General features: G+C 54.7%; 27 protein-coding genes and 7 pseudogenes. 16 read left to right on the top strand and 18 right to left on the bottom strand.

The window, feature by feature from the left end:
• Window positions 1–20: 20 nt before the first annotated feature.
• The 8 genes and pseudogenes from ACQ86N_RS40445 (at window position 21) to ACQ86N_RS40480 (ending at window position 5,825) form a co-directional block, all read left to right on the top strand.
• Window positions 21–1,841 (top strand): ABC transporter ATP-binding protein, encoded by a 1,821-nt coding sequence (locus ACQ86N_RS40445; protein ID WP_431211990.1) that lies wholly within the window; start codon window positions 21–23, stop codon window positions 1,839–1,841.
• Window positions 1,842–1,861: 20 nt separating this feature from the next.
• The gene (locus tag ACQ86N_RS40450) at window positions 1,862–2,626 is read left to right on the top strand and encodes a glycosyltransferase family 2 protein (RefSeq protein WP_431211991.1); all 765 of its coding nucleotides are present in this window, start codon (window positions 1,862–1,864) and stop codon (window positions 2,624–2,626) included.
• Entirely contained in the window at window positions 2,623–2,769 is a 147-nt protein-coding gene (locus ACQ86N_RS40455) for a hypothetical protein (protein ID WP_431211992.1), read from the top strand. The genes ACQ86N_RS40450 and ACQ86N_RS40455 overlap by 4 nt, the downstream gene beginning before the upstream one ends.
• Window positions 2,770–2,777: 8 nt before the next feature.
• On the top strand, window positions 2,778–2,951 hold the full coding sequence (locus tag ACQ86N_RS40460; protein ID WP_431211993.1) for a hypothetical protein: 174 nt from the start codon (window positions 2,778–2,780) through the stop codon (window positions 2,949–2,951).
• Window positions 2,952–2,988: 37 nt separating this feature from the next.
• Window positions 2,989–3,567, top strand: a complete 579-nt coding sequence (locus ACQ86N_RS40465; protein WP_431211994.1) for a D-sedoheptulose-7-phosphate isomerase — start codon at window positions 2,989–2,991, stop codon at window positions 3,565–3,567.
• Between the two features lie 10 nt (window positions 3,568–3,577).
• Window positions 3,578–4,266 (top strand): annotated as a pseudogene (locus tag ACQ86N_RS40470) (sugar phosphate nucleotidyltransferase).
• A gap of 13 nt (window positions 4,267–4,279) precedes the next feature.
• A complete protein-coding gene (locus ACQ86N_RS40475; RefSeq protein WP_431211995.1) occupies window positions 4,280–4,702 on the top strand; it encodes a hypothetical protein in 423 nt (140 codons plus the stop codon).
• Entirely contained in the window at window positions 4,662–5,825 is a 1,164-nt protein-coding gene (locus ACQ86N_RS40480) for a hypothetical protein (protein WP_431217787.1), read from the top strand. The genes ACQ86N_RS40475 and ACQ86N_RS40480 overlap by 41 nt, the downstream gene beginning before the upstream one ends.
• Window positions 5,826–6,009: 184 nt before the next feature.
• Here the strand turns inward: ACQ86N_RS40480 and ACQ86N_RS40485 are convergent, their stop codons facing one another.
• The 9 genes and pseudogenes from ACQ86N_RS40485 to ACQ86N_RS40525 form a co-directional block, all read right to left on the bottom strand.
• The gene (locus ACQ86N_RS40485) at window positions 6,010–6,930 is read right to left on the bottom strand and encodes a TonB-dependent receptor domain-containing protein (RefSeq protein ID WP_431211996.1); all 921 of its coding nucleotides are present in this window, start codon (window positions 6,928–6,930) and stop codon (window positions 6,010–6,012) included.
• Window positions 6,867–8,477, bottom strand: coding sequence for a TonB-dependent receptor (locus tag ACQ86N_RS40490; RefSeq protein WP_431211997.1), 1,611 nt, complete (start codon window positions 8,475–8,477; stop codon window positions 6,867–6,869). The genes ACQ86N_RS40485 and ACQ86N_RS40490 overlap by 64 nt, the downstream gene beginning before the upstream one ends.
• A gap of 167 nt (window positions 8,478–8,644) precedes the next feature.
• Window positions 8,645–9,094, bottom strand: coding sequence for a sensor histidine kinase (locus ACQ86N_RS40495; RefSeq protein ID WP_431217788.1), 450 nt, complete (start codon window positions 9,092–9,094; stop codon window positions 8,645–8,647).
• Window positions 9,009–10,280 carry a tetratricopeptide repeat protein gene (locus ACQ86N_RS40500; RefSeq protein WP_431217789.1) on the bottom strand — a complete coding sequence of 424 codons (1,272 nt, stop codon included), beginning with the start codon at window positions 10,278–10,280 and terminating at the stop codon, window positions 9,009–9,011. Before ACQ86N_RS40500 ends, ACQ86N_RS40495 begins: the two co-directional genes overlap by 86 nt.
• A complete protein-coding gene (locus tag ACQ86N_RS40505; RefSeq protein ID WP_431211998.1) occupies window positions 10,277–10,528 on the bottom strand; it encodes a hypothetical protein in 252 nt (83 codons plus the stop codon). Before ACQ86N_RS40505 ends, ACQ86N_RS40500 begins: the two co-directional genes overlap by 4 nt.
• A gap of 166 nt (window positions 10,529–10,694) precedes the next feature.
• Window positions 10,695–11,339: a response regulator gene (locus tag ACQ86N_RS40510; RefSeq protein ID WP_431211999.1), complete on the bottom strand. Its 645-nt coding sequence runs from the start codon at window positions 11,337–11,339 to the stop codon at window positions 10,695–10,697.
• A gap of 134 nt (window positions 11,340–11,473) precedes the next feature.
• A complete protein-coding gene (locus ACQ86N_RS40515) occupies window positions 11,474–11,743 on the bottom strand; it encodes a hypothetical protein (protein ID WP_431217790.1) in 270 nt (89 codons plus the stop codon).
• Window positions 11,740–12,177: a hypothetical protein gene (locus ACQ86N_RS40520; protein ID WP_431212000.1), complete on the bottom strand. Its 438-nt coding sequence runs from the start codon at window positions 12,175–12,177 to the stop codon at window positions 11,740–11,742. Before ACQ86N_RS40520 ends, ACQ86N_RS40515 begins: the two co-directional genes overlap by 4 nt.
• Before the next feature lie 40 nt (window positions 12,178–12,217).
• Window positions 12,218–12,565 (bottom strand): annotated as a pseudogene (locus tag ACQ86N_RS40525) (beta-ketoacyl synthase N-terminal-like domain-containing protein); the annotation flags it as partial.
• Between the two features lie 447 nt (window positions 12,566–13,012).
• On the opposite strand from ACQ86N_RS40525, the pseudogene ACQ86N_RS40530 reads away from it, so the two are divergent.
• The 5 genes and pseudogenes from ACQ86N_RS40530 (at window position 13,013) to ACQ86N_RS40550 (ending at window position 15,459) form a co-directional block, all read left to right on the top strand.
• Window positions 13,013–13,480: pseudogene (locus tag ACQ86N_RS40530) on the top strand (hypothetical protein).
• Window positions 13,481–13,521: 41 nt separating this feature from the next.
• Window positions 13,522–13,850, top strand: a pseudogene (locus ACQ86N_RS40535) (hypothetical protein).
• Window positions 13,851–13,991: 141 nt separating this feature from the next.
• Window positions 13,992–14,810 carry a TerC family protein gene (locus tag ACQ86N_RS40540; RefSeq protein ID WP_431212001.1) on the top strand — a complete coding sequence of 273 codons (819 nt, stop codon included), beginning with the start codon at window positions 13,992–13,994 and terminating at the stop codon, window positions 14,808–14,810.
• Between the two features lie 23 nt (window positions 14,811–14,833).
• A complete protein-coding gene (locus ACQ86N_RS40545; RefSeq protein WP_431212002.1) occupies window positions 14,834–15,211 on the top strand; it encodes a DUF1801 domain-containing protein in 378 nt (125 codons plus the stop codon).
• 68 nt (window positions 15,212–15,279) lie between these two features.
• Window positions 15,280–15,459, top strand: coding sequence for a YdeI/OmpD-associated family protein (locus ACQ86N_RS40550; RefSeq protein ID WP_431217791.1), 180 nt, complete (start codon window positions 15,280–15,282; stop codon window positions 15,457–15,459).
• 131 nt (window positions 15,460–15,590) lie between these two features.
• On the opposite strand, the gene ACQ86N_RS40555 is transcribed toward ACQ86N_RS40550, so the two are convergent.
• The 9 genes and pseudogenes from ACQ86N_RS40555 to ACQ86N_RS40595 form a co-directional block, all read right to left on the bottom strand.
• Window positions 15,591–15,740, bottom strand: a complete 150-nt coding sequence (locus ACQ86N_RS40555; RefSeq protein WP_431217792.1) for a 16S rRNA (uracil(1498)-N(3))-methyltransferase — start codon at window positions 15,738–15,740, stop codon at window positions 15,591–15,593.
• 33 nt (window positions 15,741–15,773) lie between these two features.
• Complete coding sequence (locus tag ACQ86N_RS40560; protein ID WP_431212003.1) at window positions 15,774–16,361, bottom strand: RsmE family RNA methyltransferase; 588 nt, start codon at window positions 16,359–16,361, stop codon at window positions 15,774–15,776.
• Between the two features lie 162 nt (window positions 16,362–16,523).
• Complete coding sequence (locus ACQ86N_RS40565) at window positions 16,524–17,102, bottom strand: aryl-sulfate sulfotransferase (protein WP_431212004.1); 579 nt, start codon at window positions 17,100–17,102, stop codon at window positions 16,524–16,526.
• Window positions 17,056–17,742: a hypothetical protein gene (locus ACQ86N_RS40570; RefSeq protein WP_431212005.1), complete on the bottom strand. Its 687-nt coding sequence runs from the start codon at window positions 17,740–17,742 to the stop codon at window positions 17,056–17,058. Before ACQ86N_RS40570 ends, ACQ86N_RS40565 begins: the two co-directional genes overlap by 47 nt.
• Before the next feature lie 186 nt (window positions 17,743–17,928).
• A pseudogene (locus tag ACQ86N_RS40575) lies at window positions 17,929–18,896 on the bottom strand (DnaB-like helicase C-terminal domain-containing protein).
• Complete coding sequence (locus ACQ86N_RS40580; protein WP_431212006.1) at window positions 18,790–19,503, bottom strand: replicative DNA helicase; 714 nt, start codon at window positions 19,501–19,503, stop codon at window positions 18,790–18,792. The pseudogene ACQ86N_RS40575 and the gene ACQ86N_RS40580 overlap by 107 nt, the downstream one beginning before the upstream one ends.
• A 738-nt stretch (window positions 19,504–20,241) precedes the next feature.
• The gene (locus tag ACQ86N_RS40585; RefSeq protein ID WP_431218040.1) at window positions 20,242–21,684 is read right to left on the bottom strand and encodes a hypothetical protein; all 1,443 of its coding nucleotides are present in this window, start codon (window positions 21,682–21,684) and stop codon (window positions 20,242–20,244) included.
• Between the two features lie 6 nt (window positions 21,685–21,690).
• A pseudogene (locus ACQ86N_RS40590) lies at window positions 21,691–21,810 on the bottom strand (DUF6600 domain-containing protein); the annotation flags it as partial.
• Window positions 21,806–22,093: pseudogene (locus ACQ86N_RS40595) on the bottom strand (DUF6600 domain-containing protein); the annotation flags it as partial. The pseudogenes ACQ86N_RS40595 and ACQ86N_RS40590, both read right to left, overlap by 5 nt.
• A gap of 297 nt (window positions 22,094–22,390) precedes the next feature.
• On the opposite strand from ACQ86N_RS40595, the gene ytpR reads away from it, so the two are divergent.
• From ytpR to ACQ86N_RS40610, 3 genes are read left to right on the top strand one after another with little or no spacing between them, the layout of a single operon-like run.
• Window positions 22,391–22,885: a YtpR family tRNA-binding protein gene (ytpR, locus tag ACQ86N_RS40600; RefSeq protein ID WP_431212007.1), complete on the top strand. Its 495-nt coding sequence runs from the start codon at window positions 22,391–22,393 to the stop codon at window positions 22,883–22,885.
• The gene (locus ACQ86N_RS40605) at window positions 22,882–23,145 is read left to right on the top strand and encodes a hypothetical protein (protein WP_431212008.1); all 264 of its coding nucleotides are present in this window, start codon (window positions 22,882–22,884) and stop codon (window positions 23,143–23,145) included. Before ytpR ends, ACQ86N_RS40605 begins: the two co-directional genes overlap by 4 nt.
• Window positions 23,130–23,891: a phenylalanine--tRNA ligase beta subunit-related protein gene (locus ACQ86N_RS40610; protein WP_431212009.1), complete on the top strand. Its 762-nt coding sequence runs from the start codon at window positions 23,130–23,132 to the stop codon at window positions 23,889–23,891. The genes ACQ86N_RS40605 and ACQ86N_RS40610 overlap by 16 nt, the downstream gene beginning before the upstream one ends.
• The last annotated feature ends 7 nt before the right edge of the window (window positions 23,892–23,898 follow it).

Below are 23,898 nucleotides of genomic sequence, written 5' to 3' on the forward strand. Positions count from 1 at the left end.
ATAAGCGGAATATTTGATTTATGAGAACGCTCTTAAAATACCTTGCCCCTTATAAATGGATGGTCGCCCTTGCCCTGTTGCTGGCCGCCATCAACCAGACCTTTTCGATGCTCGACCCCTGGCTCTTCGGTCAGATGCTTGACAAATTCGGGGTACACCCCAGACAGGCCGGTCACTATATTTATCAGGGTAATAAAAAGACTTTTGTCCCCGACAGTGTCCGGACCCAGGCCGACTTCATCTGGGGAGTGATGTACTACCTCGGCATGATCATCGGCGTCGCGATGGTGTCCCGTATCGCCAAGGCCTTTCAGGACTATTGTACCAACGTCATCGTCCAGCGTTTTGGCGCCACCATTTTTACCAATGGTCTCAAGCACTCGATGGCCCTGCCCTTCAGCGATTTCGAAGACCAGCGCAGCGGCGAGACCCTGTCGACCCTCACCAAGGTGCGCGTCGACACGGAAAAGTTCATCGTTTCATTCATTAATATACTCTTCGGCATCATCGTCGGCGTCATCTTCGTCAGCATCTACTCTTTCCGGCTACACTGGTCGATCATGCCTATGTATGTCGTGGGAATGATCCTATTGTCCCTCCTGACAAGCATCCTCAGCCGGAAGATCAAAAGGATACAAAAGAAGATCGTCACCGACACCAACGCTCTGGCCGGCAGCACCACAGAATCGCTGCGGAATATCGAGCTCGTAAAAAGTCTCGGTCTCACCGAACAGGAGGTGACCCGTCTCAACAAGAATACGTTCAAAATACTGGACCTCGAACTGAGAAAGGTAAAAAGCATCCGCTCCCTCAGCTTCGTACAGGGCACTTTTGTCAATTTCCTCCGTCAGTGTATCATGTTCCTCCTGTTCTGGCTGGTATTCCAGGGCAGTCTGACCCCGGGCGAGGTTATGACGATGGTGTTCTATTCCTTCTTCATTTTTGGCCCTCTGCAGGAGCTGGGCAATATCATCCTTTCTTACAGAGAGGCGGAGGCATCGCTGAACAACTTCGACACGCTGATGAAAAAATCCCCGGAACCGACTCCCGAGCATCCGCTGTCGCTCGGACCGGTACACGAACTATCCTTCCAGGACGTCGTATTCCGGCACCAGACCGCCCAACACAATGCGATCGACCATATCAGTTTCGAAGTAAAGACCGGAGAAACCATCGCCTTTGTAGGCCCTTCAGGCAGCGGCAAATCGACACTGATGAAGCTGCTCGTCGGACTCTACCGGCCTCTGCAGGGAAAGATCCTGTACAACGAAATGGACGAAACCTCGGTCAACTTCGAAGACCTGCGCCGCCAGATAGGCTTCGTTACCCAGGATACCCAGCTGTTTGCCGGAACAATTAAGGAAAATTTATTATTCGTCAACCCCACCGCCAGCGACGAAGACGTTACTGAAGCGCTGCGGAAGGCCGCGTGCATGCCGCTGATCAGCCGCGCGGAGAAGGGCGTGAATACTGTCATCGGAGAAGGCGGCCTCAAGCTGTCGGGCGGAGAAAAACAGCGCCTTTCGATCGCCCGGGCGCTGCTGCGCAAGCCCCGCCTCCTCATTTTCGACGAGGCTACCTCGGCCCTCGACTCCATCACGGAAGAAGATATCACCCAGACCATCCGCGAAATATCCACCCGCGGCGACCAGATCACCATCCTGATCGCCCACCGGCTTTCCACCATTATGCATGCCGATCGCATATACGTGCTTGAAAAAGGCGAGGTCGAGGAGACGGGCACCCACGCCGATCTTCTGGCGGCAAAAGGGCTCTACTATGCCATGTGGAGACAGCAGATAGGCGAAAGAAAGTACGCGTCCGCCCCTGCTAGTTTGTAAAGAAAATGGTATGTTTACGCATGATCTCCTTATCGGTCGTAGTCATTACATTCAATGAGGAAAAGAATATCATGCGGTGCATCGAGTCCGTCAAAAGCATCGCAGACGAGATCATCGTTGTGGACTCATTCTCCACCGACCGTACGGGCGAGATCGTAAAAGATGCAGGGGGTCTGTTTTATCTGCGTGCATTTCAGGGTTATGGCGACCAGAAAAATGCCGCGGCAGAGTACTCCAGCCATGATCATATTCTCTTTCTGGATGCGGACGAATTCCTAAGCGCCGAGCTGAGCGCCGCCATCGCCGAGCAAAAGGCAAATGGCTTTCCATTTGACGGATATACGATGAACCGCCTGAACAACTACTGCGGCAAGTGGATCCGTCACGGCAGTTGGTACCCCGACAAAAAACTACGCCTGACGAACAGGAAAAAAGCGGCCTGGAACCTCGACCTGGTACACGAATCCCTCCAGATGCAGGAGGGCTCGCGTATTCACCATCTGCACGGGGACATGCTCCACTACACCTACTCCAACTTCGACGAGCACGTAGAAAAAAATATCAGGTATAGCTGGCTGTCCGCCCAGCTGCTCTACAACAGGGGCAAGCGGGTAAAAGCTTTCAAGGCGTTTATCAACCCCTTCTGGGCATTTTTTACGAGTTATTTTCTGAGGGCGGGGTTTTTGGATGGCTTCTACGGATTTGTGATCGCTGTGAACATTGCACACCTGACGTTCCTCAAATACACTAAATTATATCAACTTCAACAAGAACAAAAGTCATGAGCTGGCTATCCAATTTTTTCGGCGGCGGAGGTGGAGGGGTTTTCGGCGCCGGCGGGGTTAAAGAGGCCCTCCGGCGAGGGGCGGTGATCATCGACCTGCGTACGGCCTATGAATACGACCAGGGCATATCCCCCACTCGCTGAATATCCCCGTGGACCGGATAAAAGCCAATATCGAACGCATAAAGAGTTTGCGGAAGCCTGTTATCCTTTGCTGTTCGACGGGGAACCATTGCTGGGAGGCGGCGGATATTCTGCGTGGCGCGGGGGTGGAGCAGGTTATTAATGGCGGAAGCTGGCAGTCGCTGTGGCGGAAAGTTGAATAATTCCAAATTTCAACAGGAAATGATAGATTTGCAGCCTATGAACGATAAAATAAAGAACATCATCAACGAATCCGTTACCGTCAAGACACAGGTGCTCAACGACACGCGTCTTGTCAGCCTTGTCGGGGATATCGTTAACCTTATCGTGGACCGTTTCCGGCAGGGCAAGCACCTGTACTTTTGCGGCAACGGAGGCAGCGCCGCCGATGCTCAGCATCTCGCCGCCGAATTCTCGGGGCGTTTCTATATCAATCGCGATGCCCTGCCAGCGGAAGCCCTGCACTGCAACACGTCCTATCTGACGGCCGTTGCCAATGATTTCAGCTATGACCTCATATATTCGCGCCTGATCAAGGGCATCGGCAAGCCCGGCGACATCCTGGTCGGAATGTCCACCTCGGGCAATTCGACAAATATCCTCAAGGCCTTTGACACCGCCCGGGAAAAAGGCATAACTACCATCGGCATGACCGGCGAAGGCGGAGGGAAAATGAAGGAGCTGAGCGACTACCTCGTCGACATCCCCTCCCACAACACGCCCCGTATTCAGGAAGCACATATGCTGCTGGGCCATATCATCTGCCAGCTCGTAGAGGAGGCTTATTTCAGAGCTTAAATCAATGGAGATGATCCGAGAAGCAATCATACTGGCAGGCGGACTGGGGACCCGGCTGCGACCGGCCGTGCCCGAGTTGCCGAAATGCATGGCTCCGGTGGACGGCCGCCCATTTATCCACTATATAACCGCGCATTTCCGCCGGGGCGGAATAACGCATTTCATTTTTGCTCTGGGGTACAAAAGCGATTACTTCGAAGCCTTTTTCAAAGAAGACTTCCCTGGCGGAGAGGGATACAGCATCTCTTTCGAACAGGAGCCGCTTGGGACCGGAGGCGCCATCCGTCAGGCGTGCGCTATGGCAAGAGAAAAATCCGTCCTGGTCCTGAACGGAGACACCTTTTTGGGGTTGCACTGCCCGAACTGGCGGCTTTCCACAGCGCCAAAGACGCGGACTGCACTCTCAGCCTCAAGCCAATGACCAATTTCGACCGGTTTGGGGTCGTCGAACTGGATGAAGACCAGCAGGTGAGGCATTTTCGCGAAAAACAGCACTATGCCGCCGGACTGATCAATGGAGGCGTTTATGCACTCAACAGAGAGCGTTTCCTGCAGGAAAGTCTGCCGGAAAAATTTTCATTTGAAAAAGACTACCTTGAAAAAGGCAACCGGCGGCTGTTTGGTCTGGTGCAGGACGTTTTTTCATCGACATCGGCATTCCGGAGGACTACCTTCGGGTACAAAAAGAGATCCACCTGATAAACCAACAACTATGATATACAGATGCAAAGCACCCCTGCGTATAGGCCTCGCAGGCGGCGGAACGGATGTCAGCCCGTATAGCGACATCTACGGGGGAGCCATCCTGAACGCAACACTGTCACTATATGCCCACGCCACCATCGAACCGCTGAATGACAAGACAATTATTATCCAGGGTGTCGACCGGAAAGAGGAAGAACGATACGAAAATGGTACCGAAATGGATGCACTTCCGATCAACGGAAAGCTGGATCTGCTGAAAGGAGTATACAACCGAATTCGCAAGCAATACGGATGGCCGGGCGGTGGATTTCGGCTATCCAGCTTCCGTAGACGCGCCGGCGGGCTCCGGACTGGGTACGTCGTCGACCCTGGTAGTCGCCATTATCGGCGTGTTCGCGGAAGCGCTCAAGCTGCCGCTGGGAGAATATGACGTGGCGCACCTGGCTTATGATATCGAAAGGATCGACCTGAAAATGGCCGGTGGCAAACAGGACCAGTATGCGGCGACGTTCGGCGGGGTCAATTTTATGGAATTTTACAATGAAGACAGGGTCATTGTCAACCCCCTCCGCATAAAACAGCAGTACCTTTTCGAACTGGAAAATAATCTCCTGCTCTACTATACGGCCACCAGCCGGGAATCCGCAAAGATCATCGAGGTCCAGAGCCGCAATGTTACCAATAAGAAGGAAAGCTCCATCGAAGCCATGCACCAGTTGAAACACCAGGCGCAGCTGATGAAAGAAGCGCTGCTTAAAGGGCGTATAGACGAGATCGGTAATATCCTCGACTTCGGATTCCGGCAAAAGCAGCAGATGGCCGAGGGTATCTCCAATCCCTTTATCGACGAGATATATGATCGCGCCATAAAGGCCGGCGCAACCGGAGGCAAAATATCGGGGGCGGGGGGCGGAGGTTTCATGACCTTCTATTGTCCCGCCATATCGAAGTATGGCGTCATGGAGGTCCTTGCCGGGCTCGGCGGGCACTGCCAGCCCTATGCGTTCACGGGGCATGGCATGAGCTCCTCGGACGGTCTAGGCGGCGGGGCCGGTACGGCCGTAAAATATAGTTATCTTTGCGCCATGCCGGTACAGGAAAAACCAAACTATCTCTGGAGTCTTTTCACCATGAAGTGTCCGCGCTGCCGGCGGGGTCCGATGTTCACCCAGCCCAATGCGTGGCGGCTGAAGCAGACGCTGAAGATGCCTGAGAAATGCCCCGAATGCGGGCAACCTTTCGAGTTGGAAGTGGGGTTCTGGTATGGGACGGGATATGTGAGCTATGCCCTTTCGTTTGCTCTTTCTGTCGCTACGTTTGTCGCCTGGTGGGTGCTTATCGGGTTCTCGACGGAAGACCACCGCTTCTTCTGGTGGATGGGGCTGAATGCTATATTTCTTGTTGTACTGCAGCCCTGGCTAATGCGGCTGAGCCGGGTGATCTACCTTTATTTCTTCGTGACTTATGACTCCAACTACCGGAATACCAAGGTGAAAAAGTTCGACTACGAGACGGACAGTTACTACAAAAAAGAAGAGGACAAAAAGGATTGACGCAAAAAAGCCGCCCGAATTCGGACGGCCTTTGGGCTATTTGGTTGGGTTAGTACTGAGTTATTAACGCATACGCGGGAATTTTATTATATATGAGGGGGCGGGGGTGTGAACCGCGGCCAATTTTCCCGTCCGGCGGCTTACCCGGCGCCGTTGCGCGGGTTATTCAGCGCCGTTGCGCGGCCTACTCGGCGCCGTCCGGCGCTGATCTCTTATCCGATTTTAGAACGAAATCCAGCGGGAAATCAAGTTTGAGGCTGACGTTCCGGCCCATATTGTAGATGCCATGGGTAGGGTTTGTATCGGTTGGCGAGAAATAAAAGTATTTCAGCCGGCTGAGGTGATCGTAGTAGGCGACGTTAAAGAGATTGTTTCCCATCAGATAGATATTCACGATGGTCTTGCCTTTTTTGTCGGACAGGCGCCCGCCGACTCCGGCGTTGAAAAGTGTATAGCCCGCGGTCGGCGTCTCGGTATTGTAGGCGCGCATGACGCGGTTCTGGGCGGCGGAGTATTCCAATTGTAATTTTATGAACGCGTGGGACAGGCGTCTGGGCTTCGAGGAGAATTCATACCGCAGCTCGGAGAGTCCGTGCGCGGGCGGAATAAAAGGCAGGTATTTGGCGCTGTCGCCGAGCGATTTTGGCTGGCTTCCTTTATTGGTCCCGTATACCAGCGAGAAGCTGTTCTCGAAGTGCAGCGTTTTAACCGGATGGATATCGATGCTGAATTCGCCGCCGTACAGCTGTGCCTTAGAAGCCACATACCGGAAATATGTGTCGCCGCTGCCGTCCATCGAATCGACACCTGCTGCAGTCACCAGCTTTTGGTTGTAGATATAGTTGCTGATGATATTGTTGAAAAGGTCGAGGGTCGCGACGACGTACCGGGACGAAAAGACCAGACCGATGTCTTCCTGCATGCTGAACTCCGGCTTGAAATCGGGGTTGCCAAGCTGATAGATATTCGTGCCGGGGTGTACGCCGTTGGCCGAGATCTCGGAGATGTTGGGGGCCCTGAATCCCCGGGCCAGGTTGGCCTTTAGGGAGAATTTATCGGAGAAGTTATACGTGGCGCCGAGACTGCCGGAAACTCCGGTGAACATCTTTTGTATTTGTCGAACTGGAGAGCGGCGCCGGCGGTGTCCGCGCCGTAGACGGCCTTGTCGAAGCCGGTCATGGGGTCGGGCCTGGTATAGAGTTGAAAATTATCGAACGACCTCGAGTCGTAGCGGATGCCGCCGGCTATATCGAGTTTGTCGAAACTTCTTTTAGCCAGAACGAACGGACCGATATCGAACTGATGATAAGAGGGGATCACGAATTCCGTCCCATCCGTGCTGTTATTCGTTTCATACATGCCATTCAGGCCTACGGTCACGTTCCAGTTGTCGAACTCGGGCAGAAAATATTTGATGTCGTAGGTGACGCTGTTCAGCTGGAGATAGAGACCCGGTATCTTGTAGAGGACCGGATGGCTGAACTCGCGGCGCAGGCTGCGCTGAAAACCCAGGTTGACCTGCAGGCGCCCGGCGCTGCCGAGGGTAAAGCTGTTGCCGGAATAGATGCGGAAGTGCTGTACGTGCTGGTGGATCTTTTCCATCGAATAGCTGTTGAGGTCCGCGTCCGGCACGATCTCTCTTACCGTATCTGCCTCGCTGATCTGTCTGGTGAACCTTCGTGTCGCGCTGTCGCGGCTACCGTCGGGGATCTCCTGGAGGTCATCGAAGAGGACAAAGTCCAGGTGGGAATAGCCCCATTTGCGGTGAAGCCCGAGTGAAGCGCTGGCGTCCGTTTCGTTGAATGCCGTACCGAATACGCGTCCGTCGATCTTGTCCCTGTAGTCGATCGCCTGTTTGTGGGAGATGCGGGCCATCCACTCGAGGCCGTTGCGCGTGGCTCCGAGCATCGCTGAGCCGCCGAGAAATTTGTTGTTGGTCTGGTAGTCGAGCATCAGGTCGCCGATCATCTTGCCTTCGGGCGCCGGCTGTGTCGGGATAAGATTGACTACGCCTGCAAGGGCGTCGGAGCCAAAGCTGAGGCTGGCGGGTCCCTTGATCACTTCCACCCTGTCTACACCGTACTGGTCTACTTCGATGCCGTGTTCGTCGCCCCACTGCTGGCCTTCCTGTCGGATGCCATCGTATAGCGTGAGTATGCGATTGTAACCGAGTCCGCGAATAAAAGGTTTGGACACATTGGGGCCCGTAGTGACGGCACGGATGCCGGGTATCTTTGCGATGGCGTCGATCGCGTTGGTGCTGAGGTTGGTTGCGAGATAGTCGTGGGAGATGGCGACGATGGGGACCGGATTCCTCTTGATCTGGGTGGCCTTGGAGAGGCCGGTTACGACGACGGCGCTCTCTTCGACGTAGGAGTCGTTGAGGGTGAGGTCGAGGCTGACCGGGCCGCTGACGGTGACGGTGCGGGTAACCGTTTTATAGCCGATGGAATGGACTTCGATGAGGTATTTGCCGGAGGGAATGGACTTAAAGTGGTAGTATCCGTTGGTGTCGGCGACGACGCCGAGTTTGAGGTCGGGGATGTAGACGGTGGCTCCGGAAATGGGGGAGCCTGTTTTGTCGGTGACGCGGCCGGAGAGGGAGCCGGAGCCTGGGGTGGACGCGGAATCATGGGTCGGTGGGCCGGCCAAAGCTGGAACGCCGGTCAATAGGATAAATAAAAAAACAAACCTTGAACAAATCGGGTCATGGTACTTGATAAGTTGAAAACTGCCGCTAAATACTCTCTGGACTGGGTCCGGTAAGAGGGCTTCGGGGCGGGATTTTGCCACAAGGTTTCAAATTTAGGCCAGTCTGGTCAGTTTTGGACCCAAAAAAATGCTAAGCAGACGTTATTTCTTGAGAACGACGGTAAATACGGAGCCTTTGCCTGGTCGCTTTCGCAGGAGATCTGGCCATTGAGCTCTTCGCAGATGCGCTTGACGATAGCCAGGCCGAGGCCGGTGGACGCCTCGCCGGCGGTGGGTTTGGAAGAGATCTTGCTGTATTTGGCAAAGAGGTGGGGCAGCTCATCCGGCTGAATGCCAACGCCCTCGTCGCGGACTTTGATGCTGATGGCGTCCTTTTCCTCGCTGACGCTGATCCAGATATTTTTCCCGTTGGTGGTGTACTTGATCGCGTTGGACAAAAGGTTCTCCAGCATACGGCTCAGCAGCTGGCGGTCACTCAGGAAATACACGGACCGGTTGGGGCAGTCCAGGTGCAGCTGGATATCCTTCTGGGCGGCGGCGGGGGTAAAATCGTCCATCACGTTCTCGGCGAAGATGCGGAGGTCGAGGTTTTCCAGCTGGATCTTGCTCTGGTTCGTCTGGACTTTTTCGACGTCGAGGATATGACGGATCAGCTTCTCGCCGTAGTGGGTGGCACTGGCCGATGCGGTCGAGCGCCTTTTTCTGACTCGGGCTGAGATTGTCCTGTTCGTTCTGCAGCAGCTGCTGCCGCATCCCGATGCTGGCGAATGGCGTGCTGAGGTCGTGGGACACGATGCTGATGAGAGAGTTCTTTTCGGAATTCAGTTCGGACAGCCTTTCGTTCTGCCGGATGATGAGGTCGTTGGTTTCCTGCAGTTTCCTGTTGGCCCTGCGCTTGATGACAAAGGCGACCGCCGCGGCGATGGCGACAAGCAGAAGACTAATGGCGGTGATCATCATGATGCGGCTATGAAAGCGCTGCTGGGTCACTTCCGCCTGCAGAACAAGCTTCTCGTTCTCCCGCTGGCGGGCCTCGTATTTCTGTTCCAGCTCGGCTACCGCCTTATAGGTTTCGCTGTTTGTGAGTGCGGTATCGAGTCCGTACCACCTGCCCTGATAGTCCCAGGCCTTCCTGTAGTCCCCTTTACGCTGGGCCAGTTTGGAAAGGATCTGATAGCTGTCGGACTGTTTGCTTTTGGAGTCCAGCTGACGTGCGATAAGCAGCGATGTATCCGCGTATCTGGCGGCTGAATCATACTTGCCTTTTTCCGTATAGGAGTCCGCCAGATTCAGGACGTCGAGCCAGACGTCGGCGAGCCGGGAAGGTGAGTTGGTGGCAAGATCGTGCAGATAATTATTATAGAAATAGGCGATCGACTCGTCGTAGCGTTTCAGATAATAATAGGTATTGCCGAGGTTGTTGTAGAGGTTGTTCAGGTCTTCTATCCCCTTTGCTTCGAGTGGTTTGCCGACGCGCAGGCCTTCTTTCAGAAACAGAAGCGCGCTGTCATAAAGGCCCAGACGATCATAGATCGCGCCGAGATTGATATAGGAAGAGAGGAGGGAGTGACCGTCGCCCATCTGCCGGTTGAGCCGCACGCATTCGGCGTAGAGGTCTTTCGCCTTCTGCGGCTGTTTCATGTCCTGTGTGTAGACCGCCGCCAGATCTGCCAGCAGCTCGGTTTGCCGCCCGATGCTGCGACTTGCGCGCGCACCCGCCAGCGCCTCGTAGTAGTAGGTCAGCGCCTTGCTGAAATCCCCCTGTTCTCATAATAGAATCCACTCAGCCGCTGTGACATCACCGTCGCGGGAGCCCAGCCGCCGTTCTTCCCGGCCTGCCCTACATAGTCGGCGTAGTATCGTATGGAATCCGCCTTGTTCTCCGCGAGATGCATGGCCCGGTAATAGATACGCTGTAGCCCGACGGTATCAACCTGAGCATGGAGGGCCGAATTGATCAGCAAAAGAGAAAAGAAAGATAGCAGCTTCACGTAAAGATTTCGTTCATTCGTTCCAAAGATAATATCTGTGCACCATGTGCACGACCGGACCGTGTCCGATGGCTTATCTTTTTGTGGAATGGAGCCCTGTAGTTGACGTCCGGGCCCTATTTTGTGTCAGAAGTAGTAAGTCCTGCCGGGGGCGGCCCCGGTATCGTTAGTCCGTCAGGTTGTTCCGCAGGGCAAATTTTACAAGGCCCACGGTGTTATTCACTCCCAGTTTGGCAATCAAGTTCTTGCGGTGTGTTTCAACGGTGCTTACGCTCAGAAACAGCTTGTCTGCGATCTCGGCGTTGCTGTATTCCTTGCAGATGAGGCGCAGTACTTCCAGCTCGCGGCGCGACAGGATCTCGTCGATCTGTTTGTCCTCGATGGTGACGGTATTGCGGAAGTCTTCGTCGCGGTCTCCTATATGGATGTCCTTGCTGAAATAGCTGCCGCCGTCGTGCACCGACCGTATGGCGGAGAGCAGCTCGTCGAGCGACGCGTTCTTAAGGACATAACCCTGTATATCGTATTTGGACAATTTGTGCACGTAGCGTGTACCTCTCAGCAAAGTCAGATAAATAATGCGCAGCTGGGGCCTCACCGCTCTTATCTGCTGGAGAATCTCTTCTTCGCCCATATCCGGCAGATATACGTCCAGCAGCAGGACGTCGGCCTGCAGGCCCGGTACGAGGGCCAGGAGTTCTTTACCCGATGCAGCGGTACCAATAACTTCAATGCCTTCCTGCTTGCCTAACAGCAAAGAAAGCCCCTCCAGGTAGATCTCATGATCATCGGTAATAAAAACTCGAATCATGTTAGTTTAGTAGATTCCGTAAGTATTTCAACTACAAAGCAAGTTAAAACTATTTATGATATGAGTAAATAAAAAGGCCCCTAAATGGAGGCCTTTTCCAAAAAATGAGTGACTTTAGGGGCTTTCAGCGGGCACTAATTAAGATTTTCAATAATACCAGCTATTCCCTGTCCTCCGCCCACGCAAGCGGTGACTATCCCATATTTTTTGTTCAATCTCTTCATATCATTGACTAATTGTATCGTCAGTTTGCATCCTGTGCAGCCCAGGGGATGACCCAGGGCAATTGCGCCGCCGTTGATATTGACGATCTCCGGGTTGATCTCCAGCTTGCGGATGACGGCGAGTGCCTGTGAAGCAAAGGCCTCGTTCAGTTCGACCAGGTCGATCTGGCCGAGGTTCATTCCTGCCGGCGGAGTGCCTTCGGAACGGCTTCCACGGGACCGATGCCCATGATACGAGGGTGTACGCCGGCGCTGGCGCAGGCCACCAGGCGGGCGATGGGTTTCAGGCCCAGTTCTTTCATCATTTTTTCGCCCATGACGACGACGAATGCGGCGCCGTCGCTGGTCTGCGAGGAGTTGCCGGCCGTTGCGCAGCCGCCTGCTGCGAATACGGGTTTCAGTTTGGCGAGTGCATCGGGGGAGGTGTCTCCTCTTGGTCCTTCGTCGGTATCGACGGTAAAGCTTCTTTTTGCCGGCGGCCTTTCTCGTCGACATGAGACCTCTTCGACCGTCAGCGGCAGTATGCCCGACTTGAAATAGCCGTTCTCTATCGCGTGAATGGCCTTCTTGTGTGACTGGAAGGAGAACTGGTCCTCGGTCTTCGCGGCTGACACCGAACTCTTTGGCGACGGCTTCGGCGGTAAGTCCCATATTAAGATAATAGTCGGGTTCTTCGGAGGCGATGGAGTAGGCGGGGACAGTTTTCCAGCCGGCCTGGGGGACCATGGTCATGCTTTCGGTGCCGCCGGCGATGATGCATTCCGCCATGCCTGTGCGGATCTTGGCGGTGGCCATGGCGATCGTTTCGAGGCCGCTGGCGCAGTACCTGTTGACGGTGACTCCCGGAGCGTGGATGCCGATGGCGCGGGCGGCGATGATGCGTCCTACCCGGAGTCCCTGCTCGGCTTCGGGAACCGCGTTGCCGACGATGACGTCGTCAACGCGCAGGGGGTCGAGCTGGGGAACGGATGCGAGCAATCCTTTGATGACGTCGATCGCCATATCATCCGGACGATAAAAGCGGAGTTTGCCTCTTTTGATTTTCCGACGGCGGTACGATAGCCGGCGACGATATATGCTTCCTGCATAGCTGATTTTTTTAGTTGTTTATGCAACTTTCGTCCCTAAAGTTAGGGATTTTAAATCGGTATTCTGGAAACCCGGGATGGAGGGTTAGCTTCTACTGTAAATGGGGCGTATCTTCGCGGCCATGTACAAAATACTGCGCGCGTTCCTGTTCTTTTTCCCGCCCGAGGGGGTTCACCATTTTTCAATGAAAATGCTGAGGGTAGTTTGTGGCGTTGGGGTATTTCGAAAGCTGGTGGAATGGAGTTGCCGGCCGGATAGATCGGAGAGCCGGGAGGTTTTCGGCCTCGTTTTTCGGAATCCGGTGGGATTGGGTGCGGGGTTTGACAAGAATGGCGCTCTCATCTGCGGGAATTGAAGGCGATGGGTTTTGGGTATGTGGAGATTGGGACGGTGACGCCGAAGGCGCAGGCAGGGAATGAGCAGCCGCGGCTTTTTCGTCTGCCGCAGGACTAGAGGTTGATCAACCGGATGGGTTTCAATAATGATGGTGTGGAGGTTGTGGTGGAGAGGTTGAAAGCCTGGCGGGGGGCGAGGCGGCTGGTGCGGTGTCGGCGCGGGGTCGAGCGGAGATTCCCCTTATTATCGGCGGGAATATCGGTAAGAATAAGGTTACGCCGAACGAAGATGCCTGGAGAGATTGATGAGACCTGTTTTCGGGCGCTCTACGACGTGGTCGACTATTTCGTCGTGAATGTAAGTTCCCCAAATACCCCTGGGTTGAGGGCGCTGCAGGAAAGAGACTCGCTCCATAAAATACTGACCAATCTGCAGTCGGTGAATCGTCAGCTGTCGGAGCAAAGGGCATCCGCCCGAGGCCGCTGCTTCTGAAGATTGCCCCCGACCTCAACCAGCAGCAGCTGGACGATGTCATCAGTCTCGTGCTGGAGATAAACCTCGACGGCCTGGTGGCGACGAATACCACGATCGGCCGGGAAGGGCTGGTCACGGCGCCGGATCAACTGGAGGCTATCGGCGCGGGGGGCTCAGTGGCGCTCCGCTGCGGAGACGGGCGACCGAAGTCGTGGCTTATTGCTGCGAGAAGATGCGGGGACGCATACCGGTGATAGCTTCGGGCGGGATCTTTACCGCTGAGGATGCGAAAGAGAAGCTGAATGCCGGCGCCGCGCTGGTTCAGGTGTGGACGGGATTTATCTATGTGGGACCGTTTATTACGAGGCGGATTTGCGAGGGGTTGTGAAGGGTGTGGTGGATGGCCGGGGATTGTGAACCGCGTGTGGCCGTGGAGAGTTCCGGCGAATGGAACCCGGGATGAGTGAAGTTTGCCTTATATACCTATTTTTGCGCTGCTTAACTGACATACTATGGACTCGCTTTTTCCGTGGCTTCCCTGATCAGCCTTTTGACCCTTACCCTTCTGGAAATTGTACTAGGCATTGACAATGTGATCTTTGTATCCATCCTTATCGGCCGGCTCCAACCCCCGGAGCAGCTGAAGGCACGCCGGATCTGGATGCTCGCGGGTATCCTCATCCGATCGATACTTCTGTTTGGACTCGGCTGGCTGGTAACCAACGGCAATAAGAGTCTCTTCTCCGTATTCGATTACTCTTTCACCCTACGCAACCTGATCATGCTGGCCGGCGGCCTCTTCCTTTTGTACAAGACGGTAAAGGAGATCCACGAAAAGGTCAGCGGCGAAAGCCCGGAGGGCGAGGTGGTCAGCAAGAGCAAGGCGTCTTCATTCACGGCCATTGTTACCCAGATCGTACTTGTGGACACCGTCTTCTCCTTCGACAGCGTGATCACTGCGGTGGGGCTGGCCCGGCAGGTCGCCGTTATGATAACGGCCGTCATCATCGCGATGATCATCATGTTCTTTTTCTCCCAAAAGATAGCCGACTATATCGATAAACGCCCGACGTTGAAAATGCTGGCCCTCTCCTTCCTGCTCATGGTCGGCTTCAGTCTGTTCTTCGAGGGACTGGAACCCCTCCACCACACGCATATCGACAAGGGCTATATCTATTTCTCCATGGCATTTGCCTTCGGCGTGGAAGCTGCTGAATACCAGAGCGAAGAAGGGCGCGAGGCATTGAGTAAAATTTTTCCGGGGACCGCCGCTGGTGGTTCGTCCGGAGGACAGACATTGGAAGTTTGGAAAAATAGGGTTATTTTTATTTGGCCTATTTTTCCATAATTGAGGCCATATAAACTTTTGCTATGGCTGCCACTACCACACACGATGATCGCATCGACGCCTATATCGCAAAGTCCGCCGACTTCGCAAAACCTATTCTCGGGAGAATCCGCAAGTTGATCCACAAGGCCTGTCCCGACGCGACGGAAACGATAAAATGGGGTATGCCTTTTTTCGAATACAACGGCTCTCCGCTTTGTAATATGGCGGGTTTTAAGGAACACTGCGCATTTGGTTTTTGGAACGCTGCGATGCTGACTGACCCCGAGGGAATACTCCAGGTAAAAGACAAGAATGCGATGGGACATCTCGACCGGCTGGTCTCGATGAAAAGACCTGCCGGCGGACAAGGTCATGGTGGCCTATCTGAAAGAAGCGGCGCAGCTGATAAAAGACGGTAAGAAAAAACCGGCGCCCGCGAAAAAGGCGGCCAGGGCGGATTTGCCGATACCCCGCACTGGCGGCGGCGCTGAAGAAGAATAAAAAAGCACAGAGTACTTTCGAGGGCTTTCCGCCGAGTCACCGCAGAGAATATATCGAATGGATCACGGAGGCCAGGACAGATGAGACGCGGGACAAGAGAGTAGCGACTACTATCGAATGGCTGCTCGAGGGGAAATCCAGGAACTGGAAATACCAGAAGAAATAATTTAGGTGGGGGTGATGGAACCGCGGGTGGGACCCGTGGGGTGGGTCCTGCGGGGTGGGGTTACGCGATACAGAGCAGGGTTGCCGCCACCACTCCGGCGGTTTCGGTGCGCAGCCTGTTGTCACCCAGCGTTACCGGCAAAAGCCTTCTTTCAGTGCGGCTTCTATTTCCTTCGGCGAGAAATCGCCTTCCGGTCCGATCAGTATGAGCTGTGAAGCCTGTTCGTTTCCGAGTTTCCGCCAGTCTGCGAGTGAGGCGGTAGGCCGGGGGCTTCGAGACAGTGCGCGATGTAGCGGCCGCGTGGGTGGAGATGGTCACCGGTGATCGGGGGAGGCCCGGTGTGCGAGGGAGACTCTGCGGGCGAGGGAGGCCCGGCGGGCGAGGGAGGCCCGGCGTTCGGTCTGCCTCCTGCGGGTGGTCTGCCTCCTGCGGGCGGGTGGCTCAGCAGTTCGGAAAAAGGCATCGGTTCGGGCATTTCCGGGTAGCCAGGCCTGTTGGGACTGCAGCATGGCGCTCACGAGGATACCCCGGAGCCGGTCGATACGGGCGTGCTGTTTTTCGGTCCGCTCGCATAAAAGGGGCACGATCCTGGTGACGCCGATCTCGGTGGCCTTCTCCAAAAACCATTCAAAGCGCGACGCATTTTTTAATAGGGATATAGCGACGGTTACCTTTCTTTCGGGCGGCGGCTGGCTGACGACGGATTCGACCCTGACCCGGCATTTCTTTTTATGGTCGTCTGTGATGACCGCCGTCAGCAAGTATCCTTTCCCATCGGTGAGCCGCAGGCTTTCTCCCGGCTGCATGCGCAGGACCTGGACGATATGTTTTGACGTATCCTCGCCGAGGATTATTTCCGTCGTGGACCCATCATAAGCCGGGATATAAAAAATAGGCAGCATAGCGAAGACCAAATTTAGGGAATTTACCCGGGTCGGCTGCTCCTTGACGGGACAGCTGCTCCTTTACGGGTCGGCTACTCCTTGACGGTCGGCTGCTCCTTGAAGGTCGGCTGCTCCTTGACGGAACGGCCCCGGTAACCGCACGGTTCGCTGAGACGCCGGTCAGTTTTCCATGGTTGGGTAGCTGTATGCCCTGTAGGAGCTATACTGACCTCCCGTGAATTCCTTAATCTTCTGTCCAGTCACGTAGTTGACCTCGAGCATATAATTGGCGGTGCCGCCACCTATAAAATATTCGTCGCCGTGCTTCTGAACTGACCCCATGAACGCGGTAAAAGGCTCCGGTATCGAAAAGGACTTGAATGCCGCGATCTTCTTGTTCGCTTCATCCAGCTGTAACTCGAGGACCCGGGACTCCGGCCGCAGGGTTGCGTCTCCGTTATCAAAGATCATCAGGGTCTGATTGTTGTCAGCAAGGCTTGGATTATGCTGCCGCAGGAAGATCTGGTCGGAGAACAGGCGGAAATCACCGTTCTTCCCACCCAGCCTCCAGACGATAGAGTTCGTCTGCCGGTTGATCTTGATGATTTGGTCCTGGTTCCGGAAAGAGCAGACCAGATTATTGTCCTTCGGATCAATGAACATGCCATTCATATGCATATAGTCCTGAGCGTTAGTCCCGTCGGAAAAATTGTTACCTTCGACGCTGTTGGCATAGAATGACGTGTCCGCACTCCCCATCCCATTGCCAAACTACGACGCCCTTGTTGACTTCCTGGATCACGGGCGCAACCACCATCGCACCCGGTGCCGGATTCAGATAAGCCGGTATATTGGTGACTGACTTCGGGCAGTACGCCATTGCAATGTAATGATCATCCGAAATGAGAATGAAATCATGTACGTCCAGATCCTGTCCCGGAGAAAATGAACCGCCGTTCGGAATAAAGTGTACTCTACCGAGCTCTTTCAGGGAGCTGTCCGCAATGACACCATACCCCTCAAAATTGGAGACGCCCGGACCGCGGAAAGCAGACGGTTCGTTTACGAACCAGGTATAGCGCGTCAGCCCGTTGTAGGTCCACCGGTTAAAGCAGAATGCGCTCGCCTCTGTACTCTGCTCCTTCAACACCTTTCCCTCCTGGTTCATGACCAGCAAAAGGCCGGAAGAGTCGTGAGTGGGCGAGGCAGTCGAAGAAAAAGGGGCCGCCAGGATGACTGCAGGCGACGAGTTCCCCATCGAATTAATGGTATAAATATCCTGTGTCAGTGTATCCGTCGCAGTGACGGGACCGGGCCGGTTGCTATCCTTATGACAGGCAACAAATAACACGACAGAGATAGCAAGCCAGAGGCAGTGGTTGAGGTAACTAATTTTCATACGCGGTTAAATAGCAGGTTAAATTCCTGGTGTGATGAATCGAAACGCCAAAAGTTTAACGGGTCCCGGTAAATAGTAACTATTTGTCGGTGTAAGGGGGAGAAAAAAACAAAGCTCCTGTGAAGGAGCCTATGTTCTTGTATGTAATTAGCAAACCTCAGACTGTATTATACGGCTGCGCGTGTATTAGAACGGCGCCTCGTCGTCGTCCATCGGCAAGTCTTTCATCCGGCTGCCGGCCTGGATATAGAGACGGGCTCCGCCGCCCGCGCCGTCGTCGTCCTGGACGGGCTTCCAGCTGCCTCCCTGGGGCAGTCCGATACCGCCAAAATCGTCTTCTCCATACTCGGTGAACTTCTGGATATGCAGCAGCGCGCGCAGCTTGACGGTGTCGAGAGAGCCGTTACGGTGCTTCGCGATCTTGACGTGGGTCTCGCCCTTATTGCTTTCGCCCATTTCGTTGGCGGTAATACCATAGTATTCGGGACGATAGAGGAACATGACCATGTCGGCGTCCTGTTCGATGGCGCCCGATTCACGAAGGTCGCTCAGCTGGGGAATTTTCTCCCCATCCTTACGCGACTCTACGGCGCGGCTCAGCTGGGAGAGGGCAATTATGGGAACCTGGAGCTCTTTGGCCAGTCCTTTCAGCGCGCGGGAGATCTGGCTGATCTCCTGTTCACGGTTACCCTTATTGTCGCCGGCTCCGCTCATCAGCTGCAGGTAGTCGATAATGATAAAGCCGATATTGTGTTTGTTCTTAAGCCGGCGGCATTTGGCGCGCAGCTCGAAGATATTCAGCGCGGGGGTATCGTCGATAAAAATGGGTGCTTTGGCGAGTCTGTCGATCCCTTTTTTATACAGCTGCTTCATCTCGTGCTCCTCTAATTTACCGCGGGCGATCTTTTCCATAAAGATCTCGGCTTCGGCGCTGAGGATACGTTGTACCAGCTGCGCCGAACCCATTTCAAGGCTGAAAAGGCTACCCCCGTGGGCTTGGTGGCGTTGAGCGCTGCATTTCGGGCAAGATTGAGGGCAAACGCGGTTTTACCGACGGCGGGACGGGCGGCGAGAATGATGAGGTCCGTCGGCTGCCAGCCATAGGTGATCTTGTCGAGTGAAGGGGAATCCGCTGGGGACCCCCGTGATCTCATCCTGTTTGTGACGCAGGTCTTCGATACGCTGGATCGTCTTGACCAGTACGCTGTCGATACTATCGAAATTCTTGCGAAGGTGGTTGTTGGTGATCTCGAAGAGCTTGCTCTCGGCTTCGTCGAGCAGGTCGAAAACGTCGGTGCTGTCCTCATAGGCGTCTCCGATGATCTCCCCGCTGATGCGGATCAGTTCGCGCTGAATGAATTTCTGGAGGATGATACGGGCGTGTGTTTCGATATTCGCGGAGGAAACCACGGAATTGGTCAGCTTGGTCACGGCATAGGGTCCGCCCACCATCTCCAGCTCCTGCCGAAACTTCAGTTCTTCGACGACGGTGAGGATATCGATGGGCTGGCTTTTTTGCGCCAGGCTTTGCATGGTCCGATAGATCCGCTGGTGTCCTTCCAGATAGAAGCATTCCGGTTTCAGGATCTCCACGACGGCGTCAAAGGCGCTTTTTTCGAGCATAATGGCGCCGAGTACCGCCTCCTCGAGCTCTTTGGCCTGAGGAGGGATTTTACCATATACCATGGTACTAAGGTCCACCGAAGGCTTGCGCCTCGACTTATTGCGGTCCTTATTGAGATTAAGGTTAGTGAGATCCATACAAAACCGTCCAGAATAAATTTGAAAAAATGTGCCGTGGATGCTCTATCCAGAAAACTGAGCGCATCCCGGCAAAGCGCTAATGTCTGTCCTTCGGACCAGCCGCCTTCGGCGGCTTATCGATGGGTGTCCAGCTCCTGGTAACCAGCGGTCAGACTCGCTCTCCGGCTCTGTTCAAGTTAAGGAATTGTTACGCCAACATGAACAGAATGTTACCCTCTTTGAGTCAGGAGGGCGAATATAGAACTCCGTGTGCCGACGAAAAAAAATTTTTATTTTTCTATATTTTTCCTTTAGAAATTCACATGGTTTTCCACAGCGGCACCCGGGTTATACACAGCACCCTTCGAGCTATCCACAATTTAAAAAAGTTTTCAGCTTTTTCCTCATTAAAATTCACACCCTGTTGTGCACAAAGATTTAGGGGCAAATATTTTGTGGGGATAGCCAAACTACAGAATGCGCATTAGCCTCATTTTGCCTTCCTGCCACGCCTGTTTGCAAGGACCAAAATGCCCGTCAGGTGCGATTCTAGACCTGGGGGCGGAAGTGCGTGTTTAGCCTTATGCGGTCCGGGGAGACCGTCCCTTTACCGGTCAAAGGCCCGTCTGCGGCGGATTGCACGCGCGAACGCGGATATGCGTAGGGAACCGGATGGAAAAAAGCGTCCCGGAGATTATCCGGGACGCTGGACCCATCGGGCGTTTTGAGTTATTTGTTGAGGGCCTGGTGTTGTTATCAGCCACGTCCCGGCCTGCCGTTGTCGTCCTTTTTGTCGTCCCTTCTCGGAGGCTGCGGAGCCGGGGGCGTCGGCCTCGGCTGGTTGACGACCGGCCTCGGCTGCTGCTGGTTGGGAGCCTGCTGGGTTGGGGCGGCTTGTGCCGGCCGGCTCAGCGGGGCGAAGTTCGGTCTGGTTGGCCGCTGCTGTTGCGCGGGCTGATTGGCCGGCTGGTTATTGGGTTGATTGCCCGGCTGGTTGTATATCGGCTGCTGCACTGGCCGGCTCACCGGCTGATTATTCGCGGGTTGGTTATTTGCCGGTTGCTGCTGGGCCTGCTGTTGCTGGGCTTGTTGCTGAGCCTGCTGGTTGGGTTGATAGGGTCTGCCGGTAGGGCGGCCGAAGGGGTTGGTTTGCATCTGCTGGCCGTTTTGAACGGGTTGATTTTGAACCGGTTGATTCTGCGCAGGCTGATTCTGAGCGGGTTGGTTCTGAGCGGGTTGGTTCACAGGTTGATTCCCCTGCGGATAGCCACCCCTGTTGGGGAAACCGTTATTCGGCCGGCCATTGGTGTTCCCGTTGTTGCCGTTCCCGTTGTTTCTGTTCCAGTTGTTTCCGTTCCCGTTGTTGCCGTTTCCATTGTTGCCGTTTCCATTGTTGCCGTTCCCGTTGTTCCAGCCGTTGCTGTTGCCGCGGTTGTCGTTGCCGTTGTTCCCGTTGTTGACGTTACCGTTGTTACCACGGTTGTCATTTCCATTGTTTCCGTTATTCCCGTTCCCGTTGTCTCTTCCCCAGGCGTTGCCGTTGCCGCGGTTGTCGTTGCCGTTGCCGCGGTTGTCGTTGCCGTTGCCACGGTTGTCATTTCCGTTGCCGCGGTTGTCATTCCTGTTATTGCTATTATCTCTTCCCCAGGCGTTGCCGTTGCCACGGTTGTCGTTGCCGTTGGCGCGGTTGTCGTTGCCATTACCATAGACGGTCCTGTTGACCGGTCTTGCGTTACCCAGCGATTGGACCCGGGTGGGGGCAAAAGAACGACCACCGGAATTGGAATTCCCCGGCCTGTTCTCCGTCACCGCACCATTCACACGGGGGCGATAGACGGTGAAGTTGCCGTTGTCCGAGCGATCGCCGGGGTTACGCCCGTTGCGGATCGACATGGGTCTTACGGTTCCGCCGGAATATCTTCCCACTTCATTGGGGTCCGGACCTGCACCATAGTGGATATTCCGGGTGTTGTTAACGATAGTCGTATTATTGATGATCGTTGTCCTGTTGATGATGGTGACGTTGTTCGTCTCCCGGACATAGTAATTATTGATTTGCGGACTGGCGATATACCGGTGGGGAACGAAACACCAGTAGTGCGAAGGAGGAGCATAGCCGCCACCGTAAGCAGCGCTATAGCTGACATTGGGTCCCATCGGCGCCCATCCATAGTAATCGTCGCTGTTGCGCCAGCTCACCCATGCGGGAGCCCACTCGTTGCCGGGTAACCACATCCAGCCATAGCCGTCCTGGAAGTACCAGCGGCCATAGTGAAAGGCAGCCCATCCCCAGGGATAGCCGGAATCCCAGTGCCCAGCCCTCATCGGTATAGACCCAGTGCCCGTTGGTGGAATAGGGTTTGAAATCGGGCCCTACGTCGGGCAGCCATGCGTATCCGTAGTTGGGATCGTCGATCCACTGGCCGTAAGGACTAAGGTCGTCATAAAAATTCTGGTAGGTCACCTCGGACGGATCGGCCTGAGGCGGGGGCGGCAGCGGCGCAGGGGCCTGTTGCGGCGGCGGCGGATCCTGGTGTACTACATAGACAGGGCCACAAGCAGCAAAGCCAATGGCCACGAAGGTCAGAATATACAGGTGCTTTTTCATAAATCAGCTTTTGAGTTGATTATAGACATTCTTCTGTCCGTAAAGTTAAAGCCTTCTAAAGGCTTTAACTTTTGATTATCATTAAAAAAGACATTAAAATAACGTCTAAGGGCCGGGGCCTGACCGAATAAGGCCCCGGTTCTTTTGTTAACGACGGATTGGCCGAAATATTTCCGGAGCCCTCCGCGCATTCGGTGTTTTCAGGAATGGCCTTCCAGGGCCTGCCCCTTCCAGGGCCTTTTATACTATCTTTGCCGACCAGGCCGTGATATGGCCCGCAGGAAATAAAAAAGACCCATGACCATCAGTTATAATTGGCTTTGTGAATATTTGCCCGTTAAGATCGAAACAGAGCGGCTCTCCAGAATATTGACCTCCGTCGGGCTGGAAGTAGAACATATCGAGAAATACGAGTCCGTAAAAGGAGGTCTGAAAGGACTGGTCATCGGTGAAGTACTGGAGTGCATTCCCCACCCCAACGCGGACAAGCTGCGACTCACAAAGGTCGACGTGGGCGGCCCCGAGCCCCTGTCGATCGTATGCGGAGCGCCGAATGTCGCGGCGGGACAGAAAGTAGTGGTAGCGGTACCGGGAACGACCATCCATCCCCTGAAAGGCGACCCGATCACGCTGAAAATTGCAAAGATCAGGGGAGTGGAAAGCCACGGGATGATCTGCGCCGAAGACGAGATAGGTCTGGGCGAAAGCCACGCCGGCATTATCGTGCTGCCGCCGACGGTCAAGTGGGCGGCCCCGCGGCGTCTTATTTCCAGCCTTATTCCGATAATTTGATCGAGATCGGACTTACGCCCAACCATATGGACGCCATGAGCCATCTCGGCGTAGCCCGCGACGTCTGCGCCTGGCTGTCCCACCACGAGAACAAGGAATATCGTCCCAAACAACCCTCGCTGAACGCTTTCAAAATTGACGGCAACAGCCTTCCGGTCGCGGTGAGCATCCTCAACCAGCAAGGCTGTGAACGTTATTCCGGGATCACGATAAAGGGCATCACGATAAAGGAATCCCCCGGTGGATGCAGGACAAACTAAAGGCCATCGGTATCCGGAGCATCAATAATATCGTCGATATCACCAACTTCGTCCTCCATGAAATGGGACAGCCGCTGCACGCTTTCGACCTGGAAGCCATCAAGGGCGCGAAGATCGTCGTAAGGAATCTGCCAGAAGGGACACCCTTCGTGACGCTCGATGAAAAGGAAAGAAAACTGTCGGCGGAAGACCTTATGATCTGTAATGCCGAAGAAGGCATGGCTATCGCCGGCGTATTCGGAGGGCTTCACAGCGGCATTCGCGAGGGTACGAAGAATATCTTTCTCGAGAGCGCCTGGTTCAACCCCACCGATATCCGCAAAACCTCCTTCCGCCACGGTCTTCGCACGGACGCGGCGACCCATTTCGAGAAGGGAATGGACATTTCCGGCACGGTAAATGCGCTGAAAAGAGCGGTCCTGCTGATCAAAGAGCTGGCCGGCGGAGAGGTCGCTTCCGAAATTGTGGACGCCTATCCCGACCCGCGCAACAAGACGCAGGTCATCCTCAAGCACCACTACCTCAAAAAGCTGAGCGGAAAGAACTACCACCCGGATACGGTGAAGAACATCCTGCTGAGCCTTGGGTTCGAGATCATAAAGGAAGGGATCGACGCCATCCACGTAGCCGTACCGTGGCATAAGCCCGATATTTCTCTTCCGGCCGATATCGTGGAAGAGATCATGCGCATCGATGGACTCGACAATATCCAGATACCTTCGGTCATCACCATTTCCCCTCCGTAGAGAGCGA

The organism is Puia sp. P3 (genome assembly GCF_050632245.1).
Lineage (GTDB): Bacteria > Bacteroidota > Bacteroidia > Chitinophagales > Chitinophagaceae > Puia.

What these genes read in the sequence shown, in the direction of transcription:
- ytpR (WP_431212007.1), top strand. Translation starts at nt 22,391, where the DNA reads ATGACCATCAGTTATAATTGGCTTTGTGAATATTTGCCCGTTAAGATC.
- ACQ86N_RS40570 (WP_431212005.1), bottom strand. Translation starts at nt 17,742, where the DNA reads ATGAAAATTAGTTACCTCAACCACTGCCTCTGGCTTGCTATCTCTGTC.
- ACQ86N_RS40545 (WP_431212002.1), top strand. Translation starts at nt 14,834, where the DNA reads ATGGCTGCCACTACCACACACGATGATCGCATCGACGCCTATATCGCA.
- ACQ86N_RS40565 (WP_431212004.1), bottom strand. Translation starts at nt 17,102, where the DNA reads ATGGGGAGTGCGGACACGTCATTCTATGCCAACAGCGTCGAAGGTAAC.
- ACQ86N_RS40485 (WP_431211996.1), bottom strand. Translation starts at nt 6,930, where the DNA reads ATGTTCACCGGAGTTTCCGGCAGTCTCGGCGCCACGTATAACTTCTCC.
- ACQ86N_RS40580 (WP_431212006.1), bottom strand. Translation starts at nt 19,503, where the DNA reads ATGGATCTCACTAACCTTAATCTCAATAAGGACCGCAATAAGTCGAGG.
- ACQ86N_RS40495 (WP_431217788.1), bottom strand. Translation starts at nt 9,094, where the DNA reads ATGGACGATTTTACCCCCGCCGCCGCCCAGAAGGATATCCAGCTGCAC.
- ACQ86N_RS40455 (WP_431211992.1), top strand. Translation starts at nt 2,623, where the DNA reads ATGAGCTGGCTATCCAATTTTTTCGGCGGCGGAGGTGGAGGGGTTTTC.
- ACQ86N_RS40445 (WP_431211990.1), top strand. Translation starts at nt 21, where the DNA reads ATGAGAACGCTCTTAAAATACCTTGCCCCTTATAAATGGATGGTCGCC.
- ACQ86N_RS40610 (WP_431212009.1), top strand. Translation starts at nt 23,130, where the DNA reads ATGCAGGACAAACTAAAGGCCATCGGTATCCGGAGCATCAATAATATC.
- ACQ86N_RS40475 (WP_431211995.1), top strand. Translation starts at nt 4,280, where the DNA reads ATGATATACAGATGCAAAGCACCCCTGCGTATAGGCCTCGCAGGCGGC.
- ACQ86N_RS40510 (WP_431211999.1), bottom strand. Translation starts at nt 11,339, where the DNA reads ATGATTCGAGTTTTTATTACCGATGATCATGAGATCTACCTGGAGGGG.
- ACQ86N_RS40450 (WP_431211991.1), top strand. Translation starts at nt 1,862, where the DNA reads ATGATCTCCTTATCGGTCGTAGTCATTACATTCAATGAGGAAAAGAAT.
- ACQ86N_RS40465 (WP_431211994.1), top strand. Translation starts at nt 2,989, where the DNA reads ATGAACGATAAAATAAAGAACATCATCAACGAATCCGTTACCGTCAAG.
- ACQ86N_RS40515 (WP_431217790.1), bottom strand. Translation starts at nt 11,743, where the DNA reads ATGAACCTCGGCCAGATCGACCTGGTCGAACTGAACGAGGCCTTTGCT.
- ACQ86N_RS40560 (WP_431212003.1), bottom strand. Translation starts at nt 16,361, where the DNA reads ATGCTGCCTATTTTTTATATCCCGGCTTATGATGGGTCCACGACGGAA.